Source organism: Natrinema versiforme JCM 10478 (assembly GCF_000337195.1).
Lineage (GTDB): Archaea > Halobacteriota > Halobacteria > Halobacteriales > Natrialbaceae > Natrinema > Natrinema versiforme.
Window position 1 is genome coordinate 73,243 of record NZ_AOID01000051.1, and the last position, 21,084, is coordinate 94,326.

A 21,084-nucleotide genomic window follows, 5' to 3' on the forward strand; every position below is an offset into this window, starting at 1 on the left:
GGGGTATGCCCGTCCCGAAATCGGAGTTCGAGGAGCTGCCGCCGTGTGACTTCTATACGCCGGCGGAACTGTTCGAGGACGACCAGATGTACACCGTCTACGAGATCGCCCGCATGCTGCAGGGAGTCGAGCCCGACGCCGAACTCGACCCCGAGACCGAGGATATCCTGCTCGACTGGGCGATCCCGTGGGTCATGACCAACGCTGACGACCTCGTGGTGGCCGAGCCGCGAGACGAGGACGAACCCGGCTACTACGGCCTGAAAGAATGATCCTCCTCGTGGTCGGTGCCGACCGCGTCGACGCCGGCAAGACCACGTTTTCGGCCGGCCTGCTCGAGCGAACCGGAGCCGTCGGCTACAAACCCCGCGCCGGCAACGACTTCTGGTTCGACCACGACGACTGCCGGCGAGCGCTCGCCGACGGCCGACTGTACGGCAAGGACGCGGCCCGGCTCTCGGCGGCGGACGGCCGCGACCGCCCGCCCGAGCGACTCAATCCCGTCCACCGGCTGTGGCGGCCCGCCCCCGGCGGCGGGACCGGACTGCTCGGACGCGCCGACAGGGAATTCCTCGTGGATCGGGTCGGTCGCGATGGCGACGACCCGCTGTTCGTCCGCAACACGACCGCCGAGATCCCGGACGCGGTCGCTAAGGCGCTCCCGCTCGAGGAGGCGATCCCCGTCGAGACCGTCGACGAGTTCAACGACCTCGCCCGGCAGCGCTACGTCCCCGCATTCGAGCGACTCGCCGCCGATATCGAGGCCGCCGACATCGCCGTCGTCGAGTCCTACAGCGACATCGCACGGCCGCTCGAGGCGCTCGATCCGTCCTCGGTCGCCGCGGTCGCGGCCGTCGAACCCGGCCGCGTGCGGACCTACGCCGGCGACCGCTACTGTCGCGCCTGCGAGATCGCGAGTTCGAGCCCCAGAGACGGGGCTGTCGAGAAGCGCGTCGGCGACGCCCTCGAGTACCTAGACCCGCTCGAGCGCGTGTCGCTGCCAGCGCTCGGCACGGATGCCAGAACCGACCCCGAACGGATCGCGGACGCGTATGCCGACGCCTACGACGCGGTCCTCGACGCCGCCGCGCAGCGCTAACCTCACTCGAGTGGGGGCGCTACCCGCGAGCGGCGGGGAAAAGCGAACGCCGGACAGCGACCGACTCGCTCGCGCTCGGTCCGACTCAGGACTGGCGCGCCATCCGCGCCGAGAGTTCGACGTGATCGTAGGGATCGCTCGTCACGCTCGGCCCGTGGCCGGTGTGCATCGCCGCGAGGGACGGGTCGATCCGCTCGAGCACGCGGTCGATGCTCTCGATTAGGGTTGTCCGATCGCCCTCCTCGAGATCGGTGCGACCGAAGCTCCCGTTCTGGAAGATCAGATCGCCCGCGAAGAGGATTCCCGCCCCCTCGGAGTAGAAACAGAGGTGGTCGTCCTTGTGGCCGGGCGTGTGGAGCGCGACGTACTCGTGGTCGCCCAACCGGACCTGCTCCTCGTCGGCGATCGCGTGATCAACGCCCTCGATCGAGGTGTCGTACCCCCACGCGTCGACGCCGAAGGCGTCTTTCACTGCGGCGAGATTGCCGACGTGGTCGCGATGCGTATGCGTGAGGATCACTGCCTCGAGGTCGTCGACCTCGGAGCGGACGGCGTCGACGACATCGAAGTTCGCCCCCGTATCGACGAGCACGGGTCGGTCGCCGGTCACCAGAAAGACGTTGCTCGTAAACGCTTGGACGTTCCGCGCGAGATTCGTGATCACGGGACTTGGTACGCGGTCGACCGATTTGTGGGTATCGACACGGATGGCAACGGTTGACGGCGAGAACCAAAACGCAGGCTATTGGTCGCCCAGACCGCTCGAAACCGAGAATAACCGCGACTCATTCGATCGACTGCAGTATTCACAAGCATTTTTAGCTCCGGCACGTAGTGGTAGACGAATGAATCGGCCGGCCTCCGTTGGACTCGTCGTTCTCGTGATCCTCGCGTCCGTTGCCGGCGTCAGCGGATCGGTCGTCGCGGCAACCGCCGGATCGGCCGCCCCCTCGGCGACGGAGCCGGCTTCAGTCGAGAGACAACTCGAGACGACGGCCGACGGTGCGGAGACGAGCCCGTTCGTCTCACAGGAAGCGCAGAACTTCGACAATCGAACGTTCGACATCACGATTTACGAAAACGGAAGTGCAACGTGGACGTTCCGGTACGAACGCCACTTCGCGAACGCGGACAACGAGACGGCGGCCGAAGCGAACTTCGAGACCTTCATCGAGCGATTCGAAGCGAACGAAACCGGCCTCTACGAGCAGTTCATCAACCGGTCGCAGTTACTGACCGAAGCCGGTGCGGCGGAGACCGACCGGGAGATGACGGCCACCGATTTCCGACGATCGGCCCGCATCGAGGAGTGGCCGAGCAAGCGCGGCGTCGTCGAAATGTCGTTTACGTGGACCGGGTTCGCGGCCGTCAACGAGGAAACCGTCGTGGCGGGTGACGTGTTCCAAGATCTCTATCTCCCATCCGGGCAGGCGATCGTGTACGAAGCCGGCGGCGATCTCACCTTCCGCGCTATCGAACCGAACGGGGAGTACGCGGGGGACTCCCTCGAGTCGGCGAATTCGGTCCAGTGGAACGGCCAAAACCAGTTCGTCGACGGCCGGCCCCGCGCAGTTTTCGATCGACCCGGCGGTGTCGCGGCCACCAACAGCGGTAGTGACGACCCGACTGCGGCCATGACCGGGTCCGACATCGTCTGGTATCTCACTGGCGGACTCCTCGTGGCCGGCATCGGAGTCGCAGCCGTCGTCTGGTATCGGCGGTACGGCCCCGGATCGGACGATACCGCCGATACCGGCGGCGCGGCAACGCACCCGGCCGAATCGGATCGATCGCCTGCGGCAGACACCGGCACACCGCCACCGAACGCCGACGCGACGCCCGACTCCGGGGACGCCGCCCCGCTCACCGACGACGCGCTCATGACCGACGAGGACCGCGTCGTCAAGCTCATCCGCGAGAACGGCGGCCGGATGAAACAGGTCAACATCGTCGACGAGACCGGTTGGTCGAAGTCCAAGGTCAGCATGCTGCTTTCGGACATGGAAGACGACGGCACCATCAGCAAACTCCGCGTCGGCCGCGAGAACATCATCAGCCTCGAAGGCTTCGAACCCGAAGCGACGAAGTCGCCCTTCGAGGAGTAACCGTTGCCGACACCGCGTCGCTGACAGGTTCTCGCGTGGGACTGTCCGACACTCTCGAAACGAAACGGAATGCTTAAACATCGTACTGCGCTACGATTGGATGGAGACGAAGCCCGATCCGATGGCCTGCGGAACGACGTGACGCAGGGCCCGGAGAGAGGCGACGAACCGAGCTCCGATGGTGTAGTCCGGCCAATCATATTGCCCTCTCACGGCAATGACCTGGGTTCGAATCCCAGTCGGAGCATTCCCCGTTTTCACTCGGATAATTGATCTCGACTCGAGAGTCTCGGCTGTAATCAGTTTGCTGTTCCGACGCAGATCCGTGGCCCGCTTGTTTTTGCCAGCGGAGCGACCACGACCGACACATGTGACCATCGGCCCCCCGCCTTGCGATAGCGTCGCGGTGGGATCCGCCGGTTAGACCCGTCGTTCTGCGATTCTATTGCTTGTACCGGCTCGGGACGTAGTCGTCGACGGACTCGGGAACGGCGTCGAAGACGACCGGCGCGGCGTTCGCGAGCCGTCGGCGAAGGAGGACGTACAGCCCGCCGATAAGGAGCGCGGCACCAACGAACCACCGAAACGGGTCGTCGAGAACCATCCACAGCGGGACTCCAGCGAGTGACGCGAGCAGCAGGTCCTCCGGCGCGCCGTCGTACCGAATCCACCGCTTCGGCGCTCGCCAGCGGCGTTGCACGTGGTCGTAGACTGCTCGGTCGGAGGTCCCCTCCCACGGCCGGAGCTCGAGGCCGCCGCCGTAGCGGTCCATCCGACAGTGCAGGGCGGCTCCGGCGAGCAGGAACGCGGCGGCGACGAGCCACGGCGTCGCGATCAGTACCGCGGCGATCGCGATCGGAACGGCGGCGATAGCGTAGATCGTTGGATAGTGAAGCGTTCGCCGGTGGCCCGCGTAGAGGTCGAAATCCGGCATCAAGCTGCCGACAAACGCGCCGACCAGTGCCGCCGGTGCGAGGTCCGGGGCGAACGCGACGAGCGGCGCTGCGATGGCGAGTCCAACGAGCGCGTGCGTCGGGAGCATCATAGCAACCGGAAGGGGAGTCGGAGAGATAAGCCCACCGGCGGATTTATGATTCGATGGTGTCTGGAAACCGGACATGCCGGGCAATAGCGGGAATTCGTCCCGGGAGGACCGTTCGGACGACGCGAAAGCGGTGTTCGAACGGCTGTTCCGGAGCGGGCGACTCAACGGCCTCTTCGCGTGGCTGGTGATCGGCGTCCTCGCGACGGTCTTCCTCGAGAGCGCGCTCGATCTCGACTACCAGTGGCTCGTCTTCGTGACCGGCGTCGGCGTGGTCGTGCTGATCCCGCCGGCGGCCTACCGCGACTGGCGGATCATGCTGCCGTGGGAGTTGCTCGTCCTCGCGACGTTGCCCATCCTCGTTCGGGGGCTGTTCGGCGGGAGCGTCGGGACGTTCGCCGCCTATCTCGCGGTCGCCGGGTTGGCGTTGCTCGTGACGGTCGAACTACATATGTTCACGTCGCTGCAAGTCACCCAGTGGTTCGCCGTCGCCTTCGTCGTGTTACTGACGCTGGCGTCGGTCGCGGCGTGGACCGTGCTCCGCTGGAACCTCGATCGAACTTTCGGCACCTCGTATCTCTCGACGAACGAGGTGTTGATGGCCGAGTGGCTCTCCGTGACCGTCGCGGGACTGGCGGCCGGCGTGTTGTTCGACGCGTACTTCAGACGCCGCGACCGACAGCTTCGGCGGGCGCTCAGACGGGTGGTGCGCCGATGACGCGACTGCCGCGGCCCTCGATACGGAACCAGCGACGGCTCACGCGAGCGATGCAAGTCGTCTTGGTCGCACTCGTCGGGTACGGCCTCCTCGACGGGCAACCGAAAGCGATCGTCAACGGCGGCGTCGCGCTTCTGATCACGTTCCTACCGGCCCTGTTGGAACGCAACTACGACCTGCCGTTAGATCCGTGGCTTGCCCTCTGGATCACCTCCGCCGTGTTCCTCCACACGCTCGGGTCTGCGGGCCTGTACGGACAGATCGGCTGGTGGGATCACCTCACGCACGCGCTGTCGGCGTCGCTCATCGCCGGCGTCGGCTACACGGCCGCTCGAGCGGTCGATCTCCACGCCGACGACATCCACATCCCGAGCCGGATCGCGTTCGTCTACATCTTCGCGGTCGTGATGGCCTTCGGCGTCATCTGGGAGTTGTTCGAGTTCGGTCTCGACATCCTCGCCGCGGAGACGGGCCTGACCATGCCGCTGGCCCAGCACGGACTCGACGACACGGTCCGCGATCTGATGTTCAACTCGCTGGGCGCGCTCCTCGTGGGGCTGTTCGGACAGGTCCATCTGACCGATGTCGCCGAGACGGTTCGGGAGCGGCTGCTCGCGGTCCAGTCCTGACGAGACGGGTTCTTTTGTTGACCGCTGTGGCTGCTGTAAGCATCAGCACCGTCGGTTCGGGTCTCCCGAGAGTGTGAGGTGTCCCGTCGGAAACTGCTGGAGAACCGGGACCGAATCCGCGTGTGGATCGAATGCGGTGTAGGCAAACGCTTGCCACAGCACGCGCTCGGGATAGGGCCGAGCGGAGAGGTCGACGCCCAGCGACTCGGCAAGGGCCTCGTGATCGAGTTCGCCGTTCGCCGTCGGAACCGTGAGCGGGGACGGAACGCTCTCGAGGTCGAGCCCGAACGACGGGAACAGTCGGTAGTTCGCCCCGAGCGCCGGATGGTGTAGCTCCCGCTCGCCGGGGAATCGAACGCGGAGTTCGGGCGTCGTCTTCGTCGGGCCTCCCTCGCCATCGACTCGGTTCACTGTCCGCTCGGGGAGCGAGACGTGCCGTCGCGTCCCCGCCGGAACGACGATTTCGGAGCCGTCGACCAACACCTCGAGTCGGGACTCGGACAGCGCCCGTATTCGAACGTCGGGAACGGCGTAGGACTCGACCAGTGCTTGCGTCGAATCGCCGGCGACCGTCCCCTCGACAGTCACCGCCGTCGTCTCGTCACGTCGCGACACGAGGTCGAAGTCGGTCGAGGCTCGGGCCGTGACTGGGGAAAGCGAGTCCGTCGTCGCACAGACCCCGCTCCACTCGCTGGGCTCGCTCGAGCCGGGCTCGAGGGCCGGCCGCCAGTAACAGACCCGATGGGTGCCCTCGACCGCGTACGGGACCGCGTCCGGAAAGAACGAGTCGCCGTACGCGGTCGGCTCGAGGTCCGGGTGCTCGAGTGCGAGTTCGACGTACGGCTGGCGCTCGACGATCGGCTCCGCGCGGTCCGCGTCGGACGCCCGTTCCCAGCGGATTTCCGTCGGTCGGTCGGTAGCGGCTGCTGGTTCGTCCATCGAGTACTCACCACAACTCGGAGTCGGCCGACCGAAACGCTGTTTCCGGAGATGTTCGGGACACGCTGGACCGCGAGGCGAATATGTCCGTGATCGAACTTAGCGTCGATGAGCGATAACCCTCGGGCGAGTGACCAGCTATGCCTGATTCACAGACGGGCGTTCGGACGACCGTCTCGACCGATCTCTTCGATAGATACCTCCTGCCAAAAGTCGCCCTGGGCGTTATTCTGCTCGGGTCGCTGCTCGGGACGTGGGTGTCCGGACGGTTCGGCGGCCAGTCGATCGCCGTCACGCTCGCCAAGTGGTCGTACCTCGTCGCGATAGGCGTACTTACCGGCGGACTCGTCTGGAAACACGGCTTCGTGCGGCCGCGGGATCTCGGGGCGAACGCCGGCGACTACTGCGGGGAGATGTACGCACGATTCGATCGAATCGCGATCGGGGCCGTCGCTCTCCTCGCGGTGACCGGCCCGATCGTCCTCGCGGCGTACGTCTCGGCGCTCGGAACCAAGCCGCTCACGGTCGGGTTGGGTGCCATGCTCGTAGCCTGGCTCGGGACGGTCGCCGTGACCGCACAGCGCTCGGCGGCCGCCGAGGCCCAGTTTCGGAGTCCGGCCGGGATCCTCGCCCTGACACTCGCGCTAGCGGTCGTCGCGGGAACGGGCATCGCCGAGGTGAGTTTGCGCGGGTTCGACCCGATCGCCGCGGGCGTCCGAACGACACACCTGTTCGCGTTCGCCGCGTGGATCGGGGGTGCCGTCTGGAACATCTTCATCGCCGTCCCGACGGGACAGAAGCGGCCGACGACCGCCGTGGTTCGAGCGGCGGGCGACCAACTCGAGCGGTTCCGGTGGACGGTTCGGTTCATCATCCCGCTCGTATTCCTGACCGGATCGTATCAGGCCGTCATGGTCCTCGGCGTCAGTCTCGAGGGCTATGCCGCCACGACGGTCGGGTGGGCCGTAATCGCCAAGATCGGCATCATCGGGCTGTTGGCCGTCATCTTCAAACTCTGTCCGATGTGGCGGGCCTGCTCGCCCATCGAGGGCGTCTGCGACCTCGAGGAGAGCGGTGCCGGATCGGGAGCCGCAGGCGGGGGAGACGACGATGACTGAGGTCGAGATCCCCGAGACGGCCCCCGACGTCGATCCCGATCTAACCGTCGACAACCGAGGCCGGGGCTGTGCGAGCGGTATCGCTCGCGTCCAACGAGCGCTCGAGGACCTCGAGTGCGGGTCGATACTTCGCGTTCGGAGCACGGACCGACGGGCGAAACGGGAGTACTCACAGCTGGCGGCACAGACCGAGCACGAACTGCTGGCGATCGAAACGAACCGGCGTAAGCTGATCCGAAAAGAGTACACGACGTACCTCGAGATACACCGCTCCTGAGCGGCGATCGATCGGGGCCCACACGGACTGCGCTGAGTCATTTCCGGAGCAACCGCGAACCATCCCGCAGTTGCTTCGGTCAATCGGTACGACAGCCCCTATCAGTCGTCCCCCGGATTTCGGCGTGCGATCATGCCGAGCCCGATCCACGAGATGACGACATCGCCGTCCTGCGTGATGCCCTCGAGGCGGCTATCGACGTAGCCGCGTTCGGGATCGCTCTCGGAGACGCGTTTGTCGATGACCTCGGTGCGGATCGACAGCGTATCGCCGGGTCTGACGGGCTGTTTCCACCGGAGTTCGTCGACGCCGCGGGCACCCATGCTGGCCCGATCCTGCATCGGGCCGTCGACGAGCATCCGCATACAGATCGCGGCGGTGTGCCAGCCCGAGGCGACCAGTTCGCCGAACGCCGACTCTTCGGCCGCCGTCTCGTCGGTGTGAAACGGCTGGGGATCGTACTGTTCTGCAAACTCGAGGATTTCCTCTTTCGTGACGTGATACTCGCCGAATTCGCGGGTTTCGCCGACCTCGATATCCTCGTAGTAACGCATATCCGTGTGGTGTGGTACGTATCGTCAAGAACCTGTGGGCAGAGGCAGAACGGGGCACGGCCAGCGCGGTACTCGCCTCGTGGGATCGATTTCTCGCTGTCGACATCCGACGGTTCAGTCGTCCGACTGCAGCAACGCCCACCGCGACCGCAGGACGACGCCGGTTTCGGACTGCCATCTCTAGTCGAGCTTTCACAACATCTATTCGTCGCCGGGTCGGGAGTTTCGATATGACTCTCGAGGAGCAGGCCGTTCTCGTCACCGGCGGCGCAGGCTTTATCGGCTCGAATCTGGCGAACCATCTCGCCGAGACGAACGACGTGACCGTCGTCGACGACTGTTATCTGGGGACGCCGGAGAACCTGTCCGACGACGTCGAGTTCGTCGATGCGAGCGTTCTGGACGACGATCTGCCCACAGATGTCGACGTGGTGTTTCACTTAGCGGCGCTGTCCTCGTACGCGATGCACGAGGACGATCCGACGACGGGTGCCAGAGTGAACGTCGAGGGATTCGTCAACGTAGTCGAGCAGGCTCGACAGGAGGGCTGCGAGACGGTAGTCTACGCCTCGACGTCGTCGATCTACGGCAGTCGCACCGAGCCTTCGCCCGAAGCAATGGACGTCAGCGTCAACACCGGCTACGAAGCCTCGAAACTGGCCCGCGAGCGCTACGGGGAGTACTTCTCGAATCACTACGACATGTCGATGGCTGGCATGCGATTTTTCTCGGTCTATCAGGGCTACGGCGGGGCCGAGGAACACAAGGGCGAGTACGCCAACGTGATCGCGCAGTTCGCCGACGACATCGCCAACGGCGAGTCGCCCGTGCTGTACGGCGACGGCACTCAGACGCGAGATTTTACCCACGTCTCCGATATCGTCCGCGGCCTCGAGTCCGCCGGCGCGGCGGAACTCGACGGAATCTACAATCTGGGGACCGGCGACGCCTACGATTTCAACACGGTCGTCGAGATGCTCAACGACGAACTCGGTACCGACGTGGAGCCGGAGTACGTCGAGAACCCGATCCCGGATTCGGTCTACGTCCACGACACCTGTGCCGACGCCTCGAAGATCCGCGAGGAAGTCGGCTGGGAGCCCCGAATCGATTTCGAGGAAGGGATCCGCCGCGTCTGTGCGCAGTACACCGACGAGTAAGGCGTTCAACTCCTGACGACCGTCGATAGCTGCAGTTCGGTGTCCGTCTCGAGACCGTTCAGTTCGAACTCGAGTATCTCGACTTCCGTGCGACGAGCTTTTACATGATATAAACAGAAATCCACTCGTTTATCGACACATCTATAACGATCAATCGTAGCTAATTCGATTCCCTAGCCGTGAGTTCTCCGGAGCCGTCGCTTGTCCGCCGAGAGATATAATTTACATTCGTAGTAAATATCTCGTTCTGAGGCGGTGGTTCCCACACTGATTCGCCACGCTGATTGCCGAGTCGACATTGCGTATTCGTCGATTGTCGAACTCTGCTAATAGTCATCACGGGAGGCGATGAACGGGCGAATCAGTGCTCCTGCGAGGGATTTTTACCATGGCATGTGCATCCCCATGATATGCGACTTCACAACAGGGATGTCCGACAGGATGTTCGCGAACTCGGTGCATTACTCGGGGATGTCCTCGAGGAGCAAACGTCTCGCCGAGCGTTCGAGACCGTCGAATCGTGTCGGCAGGCCGCAATCGAGTACCGCTCGGGCGAACTCGAGTCCCGAGACCCCCTCGTCACCGAACTCGAGAACCTCTCGCCACACCAACAGCGGATCGTCGCCCGTGCGTTTACGACCTACTTCGAGTTGATCAACCTCGCCGAAGAGCGCGAGCGGGTCCGGACGATTCGGACCGAGTCCCACGAGGGCACCCTCGAAGACAGCCTCGAGACGGCGGCCGAGGAACTCGGCGAGGCCGACCTTGAGACCGTCCAGCAAGTGCTCGACGACGTGCTGATCGAGCCGACGTTTACCGCGCATCCGACCGAGGCTCGCCGGAAGACGGTCAAATCCAAGCTCCGAGAGATTTCGACGTATATCGAAACGCTGGACGAACGGCTGCTGACCGACAAGGAAGAGAGTCAGGTCTGGCGGGACATCGACGCGGAGGTGACGAGCCTCTGGCAGACGCCGCAGGTCCGCAATCGCCAGCCCGAACCCGAGGACGAAGCGCGCAACGTCCAGTGGTACCTCGAGAACACGCTGTTCGACGTGGTCGGGGAGGTCTACGACGAACTCGACGACGCCATCGACGCGGAAGTGCCGGGCGACCTCGAGATCCCGAAACTCTTCGAGTTCCGGTCGTGGGCGGGCAGCGACCGCGACGGGAATCCCTACGTGACTCCCGACGTGACCGCCAACACCCTCGAGCGCCAGCGGTCGGTCATCGTCGAGCAGTACCGAACCCAGCTCAAGCGCCTCTCCGGAGTGCTGAGTCAAGACGGCAGCCGCATCGACGCCGGTTCTTCTTTCCAGGCCTCCCTCGAGGCGGATCGCGAGCGCCTGCCCGGCAGCGCCCGCACGGCCCAAGAGCGCTATCCGGGCGAGCCCTACCGACAGAAACTCAAACTCATGCGCGAGCGGCTGCGCCGCGTCGGCGATGTTCGCCCGGGTGGCTACGACGACGTCGACGACCTCCTCGAGGACCTCGAGGTAATCGCGATGAGCCTGCGGAACAACGGTGCCGAGAGCGTCGTCGACGCCCACGTCGACCCGATCCGCCGACAGGTCGCCACCTTCGGCTTCTCGCTGGCGAGTCTCGACCTGCGCGAGCATCAGGCAAAGCACACCGACGCCATCGCAGAGGCTCTCGAGGCCGAAGGGATCGACTATCACGGGCTCTCGGAGGACGAGCGCGTCGAGTTCCTAACTGACGCCGTCTTGCAGGAGGAATCGGTGATCGATCTCGGGGATACCGCGGACCTCTCGGACGATTCCGAACGGGTCCTCCGGCTGTTCGACAGCCTGGCCGACTGGCAGGCCGAGTACGGCAGTCACGCCATCGACACCTACTGTATCTCGATGACCGAAGAGCCCAGCCACGTCCTCGAGGTGCTGTTCTTGGCCGATCAGGCCGGAGTAGTGTCCCTGCCCGAGCATGCGGGCATCGACATCGTGCCGCTGCTCGAGACCGAATACGCCCTTTCGGGTGCCCGGCGGATCATGGGCACCCTATTTGAGAACGAGGCCTACGCCCAGGTCCTCGAGGCCCGGGGACAGACCCAGGAGATCATGCTTGGGTACTCGGACTCGAACAAGGAGAACGGCTTCCTGGCGGCGAACTGGTCGTTGTACAAGAACCAGCGCCGCCTCGGCGAGATCTGTGACGATCACGACGTGACGATGCGGCTGTTTCACGGCCGCGGCGGCTCGATTTCGCGCGGTGGCGGGCCGATGAACGAGGCGCTGCTCGCGCTGCCGAATTCGACGGTGACTGGCCAAGTCAAGTTCACCGAACAGGGCGAAGCGATCGCCGAAAAGTACGCCAACCCCCGCATCGCCGAGCGCAACATCGAGCAGATGCTCAACGCCCAACTGCGGGCGCGCAAACAAGCGATCGACCAGCCCGAAGAGGAGGTCCGCGAGGAGTGGGTCGACGCCATGGAGATCATGGCCGATACCGCCCGGCAAGAGTATCGGGATCTCCTCGAGAGCGAGGGATTCGTCCAGTACTTCGAGCAGGCGACGCCGATTACGGTCATCGAAGACCTCGATCTCGGATCGCGGCCGGCCTCTCGCTCGGGTGAGCGCACGGTCGAGGACCTGCGGGCGATCCCATGGGTATTCTCGTGGACCCAGTCGCGGTGTATCCTTCCGGGTTGGTACGCCATCGCGACCGGTATGGAGGCGTATCTTGAAGATGGCGGGTCGATGGAGACGCTCCAAGAGATGTACGACGAGTGGCCGTTCTTCCGCACGACCCTCGACAACGCCGCGCTCTCGCTGTCACGGACCGAACTCGAGATCGCCGAGCGGTACGCGGAGATGGCTGAGCCGGAACTTCGCGAGCGGTTCTTCCCGCGTGTCTCCGAGGAGTACGAGCGGGCCGCCGACTTGATCACCGAGATCGGCCAGCGCGACCGCCTGCACACTCGTGACTGGCTCGGCGAGAACTTGGAGCGCCGGAATCCCTACGTCGACCCGCTGAACGTCCTCCAGGTCCACCTGCTCAACCGGAACCACCGAACGGACATCGAAGAACGGACGCTCCGACTGACCGTCAAGGGAATCGCGGCCGGCATGAAGAACACGGGGTGATCGAGCGCGGGTTCGCTCGAGCCGCGAGCGGGCCGCCGCTCCGATCGGTGTGAGCGAACCAGTCACAGGGAGCGGGGAAATCGAAACGGGTAAAAACGTCACTCGGGTAGGTAGGAGTGAGCCGAGATAGCCTAGCCCGGCCAAGGCGGTAGATTCGAAATCTACTGTCCTCACGGACTCGGGAGTTCAAATCTCCCTCTCGGCGTTTTTCCAGCAACAAACCGATGAGCGCCGCACAGCGGCGCGAATCAATCCTCGTTGCTGGAAAACGGCAGGGAGTTTGAACGAGACGGGTCGCGGCCCAGGAAGCGAGCACAGCGAGCGACCCGGCCCGTCTCGGCGTGGTTCAAATCTCCCTCTCGGCGCTTTTCAGACGAACAAAACCGACGAGCGCAGCGAGAGCGCGGTCGCTATGCGATCGTGAGCGGTGAAGCCGCGAGCGAGCCGGTCTTTGCGTGGTTCAAATCTCTCCCGGCGCTTTTCCAGTAGCGGCGGGCGGCGAACAACGTGATCCGCTCCGCATTTGTACGATTCTCGAGTCCCACGAGCGACCGCTTAAGGTCCGTATTACGTCCCTTCCGTTCCGAAACCTACTGAACCGAGTCCCGAGTCTACGAGCGACTCCTCGCCCGTCATTCGCAGGCAGGGTCACTACGGCCATACTAGTGATATGTGTAGTGATTCAAGCCACAATGATCGCCACTCGAGAGCCAACAGCCACGAGGCGGTGGGACCGATGAGTTTCGACGACGAACCGGCGGACGACGAGGCGTTTCATCCGCTCGGAGAGGCGTGGCAAGACGAACTCGAGGACGTACTCGAGGAGACGGAGTACGACACGGAACTCGGGATGGAGATGGCGAAAGACGCCATGCGAGTGACGGAGGGAGAACTGGCCGAGGAGGAGTTCCACGAGCGGTATCACGACGACGTGATGGAAGAGTTCGGCGAGGACGAACGGCCGATCGCCAGCCCGGACGACGCCGACGAGGGTGGGATGGGATCGATGCTTTCCCAGTTGGGTGCCAGCGAGGAGTCCCGGCGCGAGATGCTCAAGAAAGCGAGCGCGGGAGCCGGCTTCCTCGGACTCGGCGCGTGGGCCACGATTGAGGACCGCGAGCCCGCCGATATCGCCGCCGCCGAAGAAACGACCGAATCCGAAGACACCGGAGGAACCCAGTGGGGGATGACGATCGACCTCGAGCACTGCGACGGCTGTCTCTCCTGTGTGACCGCCTGCAATCAGGAACACCAGTGGGACGACGGAGCCAACTGGATGTACGTCCTCGCTTACGAGGACGGCAGCGTCGAGTCGCCGGAGCCCGACGATTTCGACAGCGTTCGGGATTTCAACTATCTGGTGCGGCCGTGCCAGCACTGTACGGACGCCCCCTGCGAGAAGGTCTGTCCGACGACCGCCCGCCACACGCGCGACGAGGGCGGACTCGTCCTGACCGACTACGAGGTCTGTATCGGCTGTCGGTACTGTCAGGTCGCCTGCCCCTACGGCGTCAACTACTTCCAGTGGGACGAGCCCGACGTCGAGCGGGAGGACCTCGAGCCCGAGGGGATCTACGACGAGCGCGGACGGCCGGTCAGTCGACGCGCGCCGCGGGGTGTCATGTCGAAGTGCGTCTTCGATCCGGCTCGCCAAGACGGCAACGCCGGCGAGGAACTCGTCGGGACGACCGCCTGCGAGCAGGCCTGTCCGCCGAACGTGATTCAGTTCGGGGACAAGAACAACCCCGCGAGCGACCCGCAGCGCTACGAGGAGAACCCGAGCCGGGCGCGAACGGTCATCCGGCTGAACTCCGAGCTCCCGTCGCCGAACTCGGTCGAATCGTCGCTCGAGGGGGTCGACAACAATCTGGACGCCGTTCTCGACGCCGTCGACGACCTCACCGAGGAGCAGGTCGCCCTCGCGAAAGGGGTCGAGTTGACGGTCGAGGAGTACGAACAGGACGCGCCTGCGGGCGATACCCTGCCGGAGAAGGAGGAAACAGTACTTTCCGTCGTCAGCGCGATCGAGGACAGCGGGCTCGACCTCGAGACACAGGACATCCTCGTTCGGCTCGAACTCGGGGAAGAACCCGGCGACGACGAGGAGTTCCAGGGACCGAGCGAGGAACTCGCACAGGAGCGCTTCGAGGCGTTCGCCGACGGTCCCGAATCGCAGTTCGAACTCCTCGCGGACATCGGGACGAACCCGAACGTCACCTATCTCGGGAACCAGCCAGGGCCGAACGCCGAACAGGTCGAAGGGCCGACCAGCTACGAGGACGTCGGTATGGTCGACGTTCGACAGGACGTCCTCGACGATCAGACGATCGGCCTCGATTACTCCTGACCGGCGGCAGCGGCCGGCTCGAGTCGAACGGCGGGCAACGAATCTCGAAAACGGCTGATCGGTAGCAGTCGCTGGTCGGTGCCGTCGAGGCGGAACTGAAAACCGTGTGGTGGGCAGTCGCTCAGTCGTCGGCCGGCGCGAGCGGCTGCTGATCGGACGCGAGCAGTCGATCGAGTGCGTCGACCATCGCCGTGACGCTCGCGCGGGTGATGTCGGCCTCGCTGCGGGCGACCGTCACCGAGCGATCGTTGCGAACCATCGTCACCTCGACGGTGACGACGGCGTCGGTGCCCCCGGTGACGGCGTCGACGTGATAGGACTCGAGTTCGGCATCGGCCATCGAGCCGAGCGCCTCGCGGACGGCGGAGACGGCGGCGTCGACGGGACCGGAGCCGGTGCCGCTGGCGACGCGTTCCTCGCCGTCGACGGAGAGCCGGACGCTGGCCGTGGGGACGGCACCGCCGCTGGTGGCCGAGAGATCGAGCAGGTCGACGACGCGCTCGCGGTCGTCGCCGGTGACGTCTTCGGCGATTGCCAGCAGGTCGGCGTCGGTGACCCGGCGGCCGCGGTCGCCGAGTTCGGTCACGCGGTTCGCGATCTCGGCGATTTCGTCGTCGTCGGCCTCGACGCCGTGTTCCTCGAGGGTGGCCTTGACGCCCGCGCGGCCGGTGTGTTTGCCGAGCGCGAGCCGGCGTTCGCGGCCGACGGTCTCGGGCGCGTAGGGCTCGTACATCTTGTCGTCTTTGAGCGTGCCGTCGGTGTGGATGCCGCTCTCGTGGGTGAAGGCATTCTCGCCGATGACGGCCTTGTTCGGCGCGAGTTGAATGCCCGTCGCTCGAGAGACGATCTGTGCGAGATCGTACAGCTCCTCGAGTTCGAGCGTCTCGAGGTCGTAGACGTGCGAAAGGGCGATCGCGACCTCCTCGAGGGCGACGTTGCCCGCGCGCTCGCCCAGCCCGTTGACGGTGCAGTGAACGAGGTCCGCACCGGCCGAAATCGCCGCGAGCGCGTTGGTCACGCCCAGCCCGAGGTCGTCGTGGGTGTGTGCGCTGACCGGGCCGAGTTCGGCGAGCCGGGAGACGGCCTCGTAGGTGTGTTCGGGCCCCGTGTGGCCGACGGTGTCGGCGAAACAGAAGCGCTCTGCACCCGCGTCGAGGGAGGTTTCGGCTAACGCCTCGAGGTAGTCCAGATCCGCGCGGGAGCCGTCCTCGCCGATGACCTCGACCCAGAGGTCGTGGTCTTTCGCGTAGGCGACGAGTTCGGCGGTCTTCTCGAGGTTGTCCTCGCGGGAGGTGCCGACCTTGCCCTCGACGTGGCGGTCGCTGGCGGGGACGACGATGTGGACGCCGTCGACGTCACACTCGAGCGCGAGGTCGATGTCGCCTTTCATCCCGCGGCAGAAACTGGTGACGCGGGCGTCGAGATCGAGGTCGGTCACCCGCGAAATCGCCTGTCGCTCACCCGCGCCGGTACAGGCGCTGCCGGCCTCGATGACGGAGACGCCGGCGCGTTCCAACGAGCGGGCGATCTCGACTTTCTCGTCGGGAGAAAGCGAGACGCCCGGCGCTTGTTCGCCGTCGCGAAGCGTCGTGTCGAGAAGGCGCACTGTACGGTCCGATTCGATCGTCTGTTCGGCGGAGTGAGGTACGGGCACGGGTGATGAAGTAGGCTTAGTTTCGTCGGAGAATTTCGCATCCAGCCGGGTCGCCCCGACTTCCTCTATCCTCGTCGTGCGGCGGTGAGACGGAATCTCGTGCCATTGTACTGTGGGCTAACGTATCATGCTGACTTAAATCCGCCGGTCACGGCTCGGTGAGATCGGGTTCGGCCGACTTCGATTGGCTCGGTCGTCCTCGGCAATTCACCCGTCCTCGAGACGCAGCCGATCACCGGGCTCGACATTGGCCGCGGTGCCGGCGGGGAGTTCGACGATCAGGTCGGCTTCGGCGCGAGCGAAACTCCGCCACGGGCGAAGGGTCTCGACGCGCCGGACGACGCCGTCAGTGATCCAGACCGCGTCGATGGGGAAGAAGACGAACAGCATGTGGAGGTCTCGGGTCTTCGCCGACCCGAACTCGAACGCCAGCGCGTAGTCGTCCGGAATCGATCGCCGGAACATGAGCCCCAGCGTCTGGCTCACGATCGAGTCCGCGAGGTCGACCCGCGTCGCCAGCACCCGGGCGTCGCGATCAGTATCGTCGCTGGGATCGTCGCCTAGGTCGTCATCAGAGACCGGATCGTGGACGAGTCGCACGCCCTCGAGTCGGACCGGCGATAGCAAAAACCTTCTCGCCGACGGCGATCCGTCGGGTCGGTCGGAACGGCGGACGCCAGCTTCAACTGGTCGGTGGCCCAAAGACGGTCGAGCACGATGGAGAAAACGCCGCAGGGAACATCGGTCGGCGTCGACGACCCCTACGAGTTCGCCGGGCTCTGTGACTACCTCACCGGCGAAGGGCAGTGTCGGTACGCCCTCGAGCACCACGGCCACGACCCGGAATTCGGTCGCGAGCGCGCGGCCGACGACTACGCGTGCCCCGTGGTCGACCCCGAGTCCGACTGGTCGTGGGCCGACTGCCCGCACTTCCGCTCGCGCAACCGCGACCGCGAGTGCGTCCGCTGCGGGCTCGAGGAAAAGCGGATGGCCCACGACGACGAGCGTCCGTTGCTCGAGGAACACCACCTCTCGTATGCGCGCGATGGTGAGACCCTCTCTCACGAGATCACGATCTATCTCTGTCGGTGGTGTCACGCAAAAGTCCACAACTCGTGGGCGCGGATCACCGACGACGCCGCGCCCGAACCAAATGCGATCGCCGCGCTCGAGGAGCGTCGCGGCCGCGAACAGTCGGAACTGGGATTCGAGTCGGCGGCCGAGCGATACGATGGTGACGACGGATAGGCGACCGTCCGTTCGGGGAGCGGCGATTCAGACGAGTTTTCGGAGAATGCCGTAGACCGCATCGCGCAGTCGATCCGGCAGGTAGCGCGCGTAGAGTCCGTACTGGGCGAGCGGGCCGACCGGGTACCGCGCCGGGGGATCGGGGCTGGTCGCGGATTCGACGATCGCTTCCGCGACGTCGTCGGGGTCGGACGCGAACGGACCGCCACCGCCGCCGATCAGTTGCGCGTCGTCGTAAAGGTCGTACAGCGACTCGTATGCCGCCGTCCGCTCGTCGTCGGGCAGTTCGTCGTCGACGCGGTCGGTGAAGTTCGTGTCGACCGGCCCGGGTTCGATCACGACGACATCGATTCCGAACTCGTCGACCTCGGCGCGCAGGGAGTCGCTCATCGCCTCGAGCGCGTGTTTCGAGCCGGCGTAGGAACCCGCGCCGGGGAACGAGATCCGCCCGATGACACTCGAGACGTTGACGATCCGACCCTCGCCCTGTGCTCGCATGTGCGGCAGCGCGGCGCGGGCGAGCCGGTGGGGGCCGTAGACGTTGACGTCGAACTGTCGGTGGAGATCGACCGTCGGGACGTCCTCGAGCGGCCCCATCTGGGCGTAGCCGGCGTTGTTGACGACGCAGTCGATCGCGCCGGCGATGTCGACGACCCGCTCGACAACCGACGCGACCTGCTCCGGATCGGTCACGTCTAACTCGAGGGTCTCACAGCCCGCCTCCTCGAGAGATGCGATATCGTCGACGTTGCGCGCCGTCGCGAAGACCTGCCAGTTCTGGGCGAGGAAAGCCTGTGCGGTCGCACGACCGATGCCCGACGAGCAGCCGGTGATGAGGACCGATTTCTTGCGCGTGTAGCGGTCGTCGTCGGTCCCGGTGGTCTCGCGGCCGCGGTCGTCCTCGACGACGGTCCCGTCCGGCCCGTCATCGGCTGTCCTCTCGACGTCCTCAGCGGTGGCCATGTGTGACGGGTTCGAGAGACGATACCTAAGTATCGACGGTTTGTCGCGCTATCCGTAATTTCAAGACATAGTTGAGATGACAACGACCCGGACGATCGATACCGGTCAGCAAACACCTCGAAAGTCCCACCCACAACGAGCGGTTGGTCAGGCAGCTGTGGCCAGTGGCTGAGTAGCGGGCCTAGTCGTCGAGGCTCGTCTTCGCGTCGTCGGCGTACTTGTCCGCCAGTCGGACCGGCTCCGGGAGCTTGTACGACGCCGAAAGCGCGAGCGCGATGTCGGCGGCGGTCTCGGGGCCGACGCGGTGGCCGGGACTGACGTAGAGCGGGTTGATATACCGGTTTGGCGACTCGTACTGTCGGGTCTGGACGGCGTAGCCGAGCAGGGTCCCGTCGGGCGCGTCGACTCTGGCGTTGGATTCGATACCGACCGTGGTCCCTTCGGAAAGGTCCTCGAGATTGCCGCGCGGAGACCCACAGAGCAGGCTCTTGGCGACGCCGATACTCGGTACGTCCCTGACCACGCCCATGTGGGTCGCGATGCCGGCCTGCCGGAAATGGATGCGGCCGCTGCCGTCGAACAGGAACAGATCCGGCGTGACGGACAACTCCTCGAGCGCCGCGAGGATCGGTGCGCCTTCGCGGAAGGAGAGGAGGCCGGGGATGTAGGGGATCTCGAGGGGCGTGACCGCGAAGACGCGTTCGATGACTTCGCCGCCGCGCATCGCGACGACGGCGGAAAGCGCGCGGTCCTGATCGCCGTCCGCGTTCGTGAGAAACGACTGGTCGATGCCGACGACGACCGGGGGTTGTCCGCCGCTCGAGGTCGCCGCGAGGGGGTTCGAGAGCGCGTCGGTGTCGAACGCGAACGCGTCGTCGAAGACGGCGACATCGGCGATTTCGCGCTGGAGAGTTTCCATCTCCTCGCGCGAGAGGTCGGCGTCGGGGGCGAGATCGGGGCGAGGCTGGCTCATCTGGGAGGGGATAGACGCCGGGTGAAAATCAGTTGCGGGGTTATAGCGGGATGACGGTCCCGCGGAGGGGTCGAGCTATCAGAACCGACGGCGACCGCCCGGTCCACCGGGACCACCCGGCCCGCCGGGGCCGCCACCGCCGAACTGCAGTTGATTCGGCGCGCTGACGTTCCGGTTTCGCTTGACGTATTCGCCGTAGCCGAGGCCGATCAGGAGCCCGACGAGGTGGGCCATGTGGGCGATGCCACCGCCGCCGCCGGTCGAGAGGAAGGCGACGCTAATGAACGCGTAGCCGGCGGTCAACAGCCAGATCGGCACCGGGAGGATGAAGTAGAGGTACACCTTGAGTCCGGGGTTCAGGACCGTTAGGACGCCCAGAATCGCGAGTGCGGCCCCGCTCGCACCGACGACACCCGGAGTGAACGGCATCACCGTGGGGGTCTGGATGATCTGAATGCCGATCTGTCCGAGCCCGGCGAGCACGCCGCTGGCGAGAAAGAGGATCGCGAACTTTCGCGATCCCACGTACCGCTCGACGAGCGGTCCGAAGAAGAATATCACGATGCTGTTCCCGACGATATGCATGAAGCCGCCGTGTGCGAAGATCGACGTGACCCACGTCCAGACGTACTGCGGATAGTAGGGACGGAGGACGAAGAGGGTCTGCATCAGTTCGGGTCCGAAGACCCTCCCGACGACAATTTGACAGAAGAATGTGAGCCACATCAACGCGAGGAACGTGTAGGTCGCGTTCCCGCGGAAGTACGCGAGCGGGCCGCCCGGCCCGGTATCGATCGGGAGCTTATCCATGAGGCCCGAGGCCCGAGACGTGCTCCCGCCCGAATTGACGTTATCGTCGAAGCCGCTGTCGAAGACGCCCTTCGGGTCGTTCCAGTTCTCGAGCCCCGAGCAACTGTGATTTTCGGGGAGCCGATGATCGCCGCAGTACGTGCCACCGCAGTGCCGACAGTTGTACGGCATGTTTTCATCTTTCCCACACACGTCGCACTTGGCCATTGACCGGGGGTATGTGGGGAGCCGCTAAGGGATTTGGGGTTTGACGTGATAAAGATCGGCGCGCAAACGGCCAGAAGATCGGCTCTGGGCCCTGGCGTTGGCGACAGTGCCGTGTAGACTGTACATTTTTGCCTCCCCGT

Annotated in this window: 20 protein-coding genes and 2 tRNA genes; 13 read left to right on the forward strand and 9 right to left on the reverse strand. The window is 65.0% G+C overall.

Annotated features, from left to right (window positions below):
• Positions 1-5 precede the first annotated feature (5 nt).
• Both C489_RS16740 and C489_RS16745 read left to right on the forward strand, forming a co-directional pair.
• On the forward strand, positions 6-272 hold the full coding sequence (locus tag C489_RS16740; protein ID WP_006432521.1) for a DUF5827 family protein: 267 nt from the start codon (positions 6-8) through the stop codon (positions 270-272).
• Positions 269-1,099 carry a hypothetical protein gene (locus tag C489_RS16745; RefSeq protein WP_006432522.1) on the forward strand — a complete coding sequence of 277 codons (831 nt, stop codon included), beginning with the start codon at positions 269-271 and terminating at the stop codon, positions 1,097-1,099. The genes C489_RS16740 and C489_RS16745 overlap by 4 nt, the downstream gene beginning before the upstream one ends.
• An 85-nt stretch (positions 1,100-1,184) precedes the next feature.
• Here C489_RS16745 and C489_RS16750 read toward each other — a convergent pair whose 3' ends face one another.
• Positions 1,185-1,763 (reverse strand): MBL fold metallo-hydrolase, encoded by a 579-nt coding sequence (locus tag C489_RS16750; protein WP_006432523.1) that lies wholly within the window; start codon positions 1,761-1,763, stop codon positions 1,185-1,187.
• A 181-nt stretch (positions 1,764-1,944) separates the two neighbouring features.
• Between C489_RS16750 and C489_RS16755 the strand changes: the two genes are divergently transcribed.
• Both C489_RS16755 and C489_RS16760 read left to right on the forward strand, forming a co-directional pair.
• Complete coding sequence (locus tag C489_RS16755; protein WP_006432524.1) at positions 1,945-3,204, forward strand: helix-turn-helix transcriptional regulator; 1,260 nt, start codon at positions 1,945-1,947, stop codon at positions 3,202-3,204.
• 172 nt (positions 3,205-3,376) lie between these two features.
• Positions 3,377-3,451, forward strand: a tRNA-Glu gene (locus C489_RS16760).
• 195 nt (positions 3,452-3,646) lie between these two features.
• Here the strand turns inward: C489_RS16760 and C489_RS16765 are convergent.
• On the reverse strand, positions 3,647-4,249 hold the full coding sequence (locus tag C489_RS16765) for a metal-dependent hydrolase (protein ID WP_006432525.1): 603 nt from the start codon (positions 4,247-4,249) through the stop codon (positions 3,647-3,649).
• Between the two features lie 73 nt (positions 4,250-4,322).
• Here C489_RS16765 and C489_RS16770 point away from each other — a divergent pair, with 73 nt between their 5' ends.
• Together C489_RS16770 and C489_RS16775 are read left to right on the forward strand one after the other, a co-directional pair.
• A complete protein-coding gene (locus tag C489_RS16770; protein WP_006432526.1) occupies positions 4,323-4,964 on the forward strand; it encodes a hypothetical protein in 642 nt (213 codons plus the stop codon).
• Positions 4,965-4,984: 20 nt separating this feature from the next.
• The gene (locus tag C489_RS16775; RefSeq protein ID WP_049890988.1) at positions 4,985-5,593 is read left to right on the forward strand and encodes a hypothetical protein; all 609 of its coding nucleotides are present in this window, start codon (positions 4,985-4,987) and stop codon (positions 5,591-5,593) included.
• Between the two features lie 42 nt (positions 5,594-5,635).
• Here the strand turns inward: C489_RS16775 and C489_RS16780 are convergent, their stop codons facing one another.
• A complete protein-coding gene (locus C489_RS16780) occupies positions 5,636-6,532 on the reverse strand; it encodes a hypothetical protein (protein WP_006432528.1) in 897 nt (298 codons plus the stop codon).
• Positions 6,533-6,672: 140 nt separating this feature from the next.
• Here C489_RS16780 and C489_RS16785 point away from each other — a divergent pair, with 140 nt between their 5' ends.
• Complete coding sequence (locus tag C489_RS16785; RefSeq protein ID WP_006432529.1) at positions 6,673-7,650, forward strand: hypothetical protein; 978 nt, start codon at positions 6,673-6,675, stop codon at positions 7,648-7,650.
• A complete protein-coding gene (locus C489_RS16790; protein WP_006432530.1) occupies positions 7,643-7,927 on the forward strand; it encodes a sulfurtransferase TusA family protein in 285 nt (94 codons plus the stop codon). Before C489_RS16785 ends, C489_RS16790 begins: the two co-directional genes overlap by 8 nt.
• 101 nt (positions 7,928-8,028) lie before the next feature.
• On the opposite strand, the gene C489_RS16795 is transcribed toward C489_RS16790, so the two are convergent.
• Positions 8,029-8,481, reverse strand: coding sequence for a MaoC family dehydratase (locus C489_RS16795; RefSeq protein WP_006432531.1), 453 nt, complete (start codon positions 8,479-8,481; stop codon positions 8,029-8,031).
• A 230-nt stretch (positions 8,482-8,711) separates the two neighbouring features.
• On the opposite strand from C489_RS16795, the gene C489_RS16800 reads away from it, so the two are divergent.
• The 4 genes from C489_RS16800 (at position 8,712) to C489_RS16815 (ending at position 15,089) form a co-directional block, all read left to right on the forward strand.
• Positions 8,712-9,641, forward strand: a complete 930-nt coding sequence (locus C489_RS16800; protein ID WP_006432532.1) for an NAD-dependent epimerase/dehydratase family protein — start codon at positions 8,712-8,714, stop codon at positions 9,639-9,641.
• Positions 9,642-10,051: 410 nt separating this feature from the next.
• A complete protein-coding gene (gene ppc, locus C489_RS16805) occupies positions 10,052-12,742 on the forward strand; it encodes a phosphoenolpyruvate carboxylase (RefSeq protein ID WP_006432533.1) in 2,691 nt (896 codons plus the stop codon).
• A 120-nt stretch (positions 12,743-12,862) separates the two neighbouring features.
• Positions 12,863-12,947, forward strand: a tRNA-Ser gene (locus C489_RS16810).
• A gap of 531 nt (positions 12,948-13,478) precedes the next feature.
• Entirely contained in the window at positions 13,479-15,089 is a 1,611-nt protein-coding gene (locus C489_RS16815; RefSeq protein WP_006432534.1) for a 4Fe-4S ferredoxin N-terminal domain-containing protein, read from the forward strand.
• Between the two features lie 121 nt (positions 15,090-15,210).
• Here the strand turns inward: C489_RS16815 and C489_RS16820 are convergent, their stop codons facing one another.
• Both C489_RS16820 and C489_RS16825 read right to left on the reverse strand, forming a co-directional pair.
• Complete coding sequence (locus C489_RS16820) at positions 15,211-16,743, reverse strand: (R)-citramalate synthase (protein ID WP_049890971.1); 1,533 nt, start codon at positions 16,741-16,743, stop codon at positions 15,211-15,213.
• Between the two features lie 207 nt (positions 16,744-16,950).
• A complete protein-coding gene (locus C489_RS16825) occupies positions 16,951-17,343 on the reverse strand; it encodes a DUF192 domain-containing protein (protein WP_006432536.1) in 393 nt (130 codons plus the stop codon).
• Positions 17,344-17,460: 117 nt separating this feature from the next.
• Here C489_RS16825 and C489_RS16830 point away from each other — a divergent pair, with 117 nt between their 5' ends.
• Complete coding sequence (locus tag C489_RS16830; protein WP_006432537.1) at positions 17,461-17,991, forward strand: DUF7097 family protein; 531 nt, start codon at positions 17,461-17,463, stop codon at positions 17,989-17,991.
• Between the two features lie 27 nt (positions 17,992-18,018).
• Here C489_RS16830 and C489_RS16835 read toward each other — a convergent pair whose 3' ends face one another.
• From C489_RS16835 to C489_RS16845, 3 genes are all read right to left on the reverse strand, one after another.
• Complete coding sequence (locus C489_RS16835; protein ID WP_006432538.1) at positions 18,019-18,954, reverse strand: SDR family oxidoreductase; 936 nt, start codon at positions 18,952-18,954, stop codon at positions 18,019-18,021.
• A 181-nt stretch (positions 18,955-19,135) separates the two neighbouring features.
• Positions 19,136-19,927, reverse strand: a complete 792-nt coding sequence (locus C489_RS16840) for an endonuclease V (RefSeq protein ID WP_006432539.1) — start codon at positions 19,925-19,927, stop codon at positions 19,136-19,138.
• 78 nt (positions 19,928-20,005) lie between these two features.
• Positions 20,006-20,944: a rhomboid family intramembrane serine protease gene (locus C489_RS16845; protein ID WP_049890974.1), complete on the reverse strand. Its 939-nt coding sequence runs from the start codon at positions 20,942-20,944 to the stop codon at positions 20,006-20,008.
• Positions 20,945-21,084 lie beyond the last annotated feature (140 nt).

What these genes read in the sequence shown, in the direction of transcription:
- C489_RS16740 (WP_006432521.1), top strand. Translation starts at nt 6, where the DNA reads ATGCCCGTCCCGAAATCGGAGTTCGAGGAGCTGCCGCCGTGTGACTTC.
- C489_RS16745 (WP_006432522.1), top strand. Translation starts at nt 269, where the DNA reads ATGATCCTCCTCGTGGTCGGTGCCGACCGCGTCGACGCCGGCAAGACC.
- C489_RS16755 (WP_006432524.1), top strand. Translation starts at nt 1,945, where the DNA reads ATGAATCGGCCGGCCTCCGTTGGACTCGTCGTTCTCGTGATCCTCGCG.
- C489_RS16765 (WP_006432525.1), bottom strand. Translation starts at nt 4,249, where the DNA reads ATGATGCTCCCGACGCACGCGCTCGTTGGACTCGCCATCGCAGCGCCG.
- C489_RS16770 (WP_006432526.1), top strand. Translation starts at nt 4,323, where the DNA reads ATGCCGGGCAATAGCGGGAATTCGTCCCGGGAGGACCGTTCGGACGAC.
- C489_RS16780 (WP_006432528.1), bottom strand. Translation starts at nt 6,532, where the DNA reads ATGGACGAACCAGCAGCCGCTACCGACCGACCGACGGAAATCCGCTGG.
- C489_RS16785 (WP_006432529.1), top strand. Translation starts at nt 6,673, where the DNA reads ATGCCTGATTCACAGACGGGCGTTCGGACGACCGTCTCGACCGATCTC.
- C489_RS16790 (WP_006432530.1), top strand. Translation starts at nt 7,643, where the DNA reads ATGACTGAGGTCGAGATCCCCGAGACGGCCCCCGACGTCGATCCCGAT.
- C489_RS16795 (WP_006432531.1), bottom strand. Translation starts at nt 8,481, where the DNA reads ATGCGTTACTACGAGGATATCGAGGTCGGCGAAACCCGCGAATTCGGC.
- C489_RS16800 (WP_006432532.1), top strand. Translation starts at nt 8,712, where the DNA reads ATGACTCTCGAGGAGCAGGCCGTTCTCGTCACCGGCGGCGCAGGCTTT.
- ppc (WP_006432533.1), top strand. Translation starts at nt 10,052, where the DNA reads ATGCGACTTCACAACAGGGATGTCCGACAGGATGTTCGCGAACTCGGT.
- C489_RS16815 (WP_006432534.1), top strand. Translation starts at nt 13,479, where the DNA reads ATGAGTTTCGACGACGAACCGGCGGACGACGAGGCGTTTCATCCGCTC.
- C489_RS16830 (WP_006432537.1), top strand. Translation starts at nt 17,461, where the DNA reads ATGGAGAAAACGCCGCAGGGAACATCGGTCGGCGTCGACGACCCCTAC.
- C489_RS16835 (WP_006432538.1), bottom strand. Translation starts at nt 18,954, where the DNA reads ATGGCCACCGCTGAGGACGTCGAGAGGACAGCCGATGACGGGCCGGAC.
- C489_RS16840 (WP_006432539.1), bottom strand. Translation starts at nt 19,927, where the DNA reads ATGAGCCAGCCTCGCCCCGATCTCGCCCCCGACGCCGACCTCTCGCGC.
- C489_RS16845 (WP_049890974.1), bottom strand. Translation starts at nt 20,944, where the DNA reads ATGGCCAAGTGCGACGTGTGTGGGAAAGATGAAAACATGCCGTACAAC.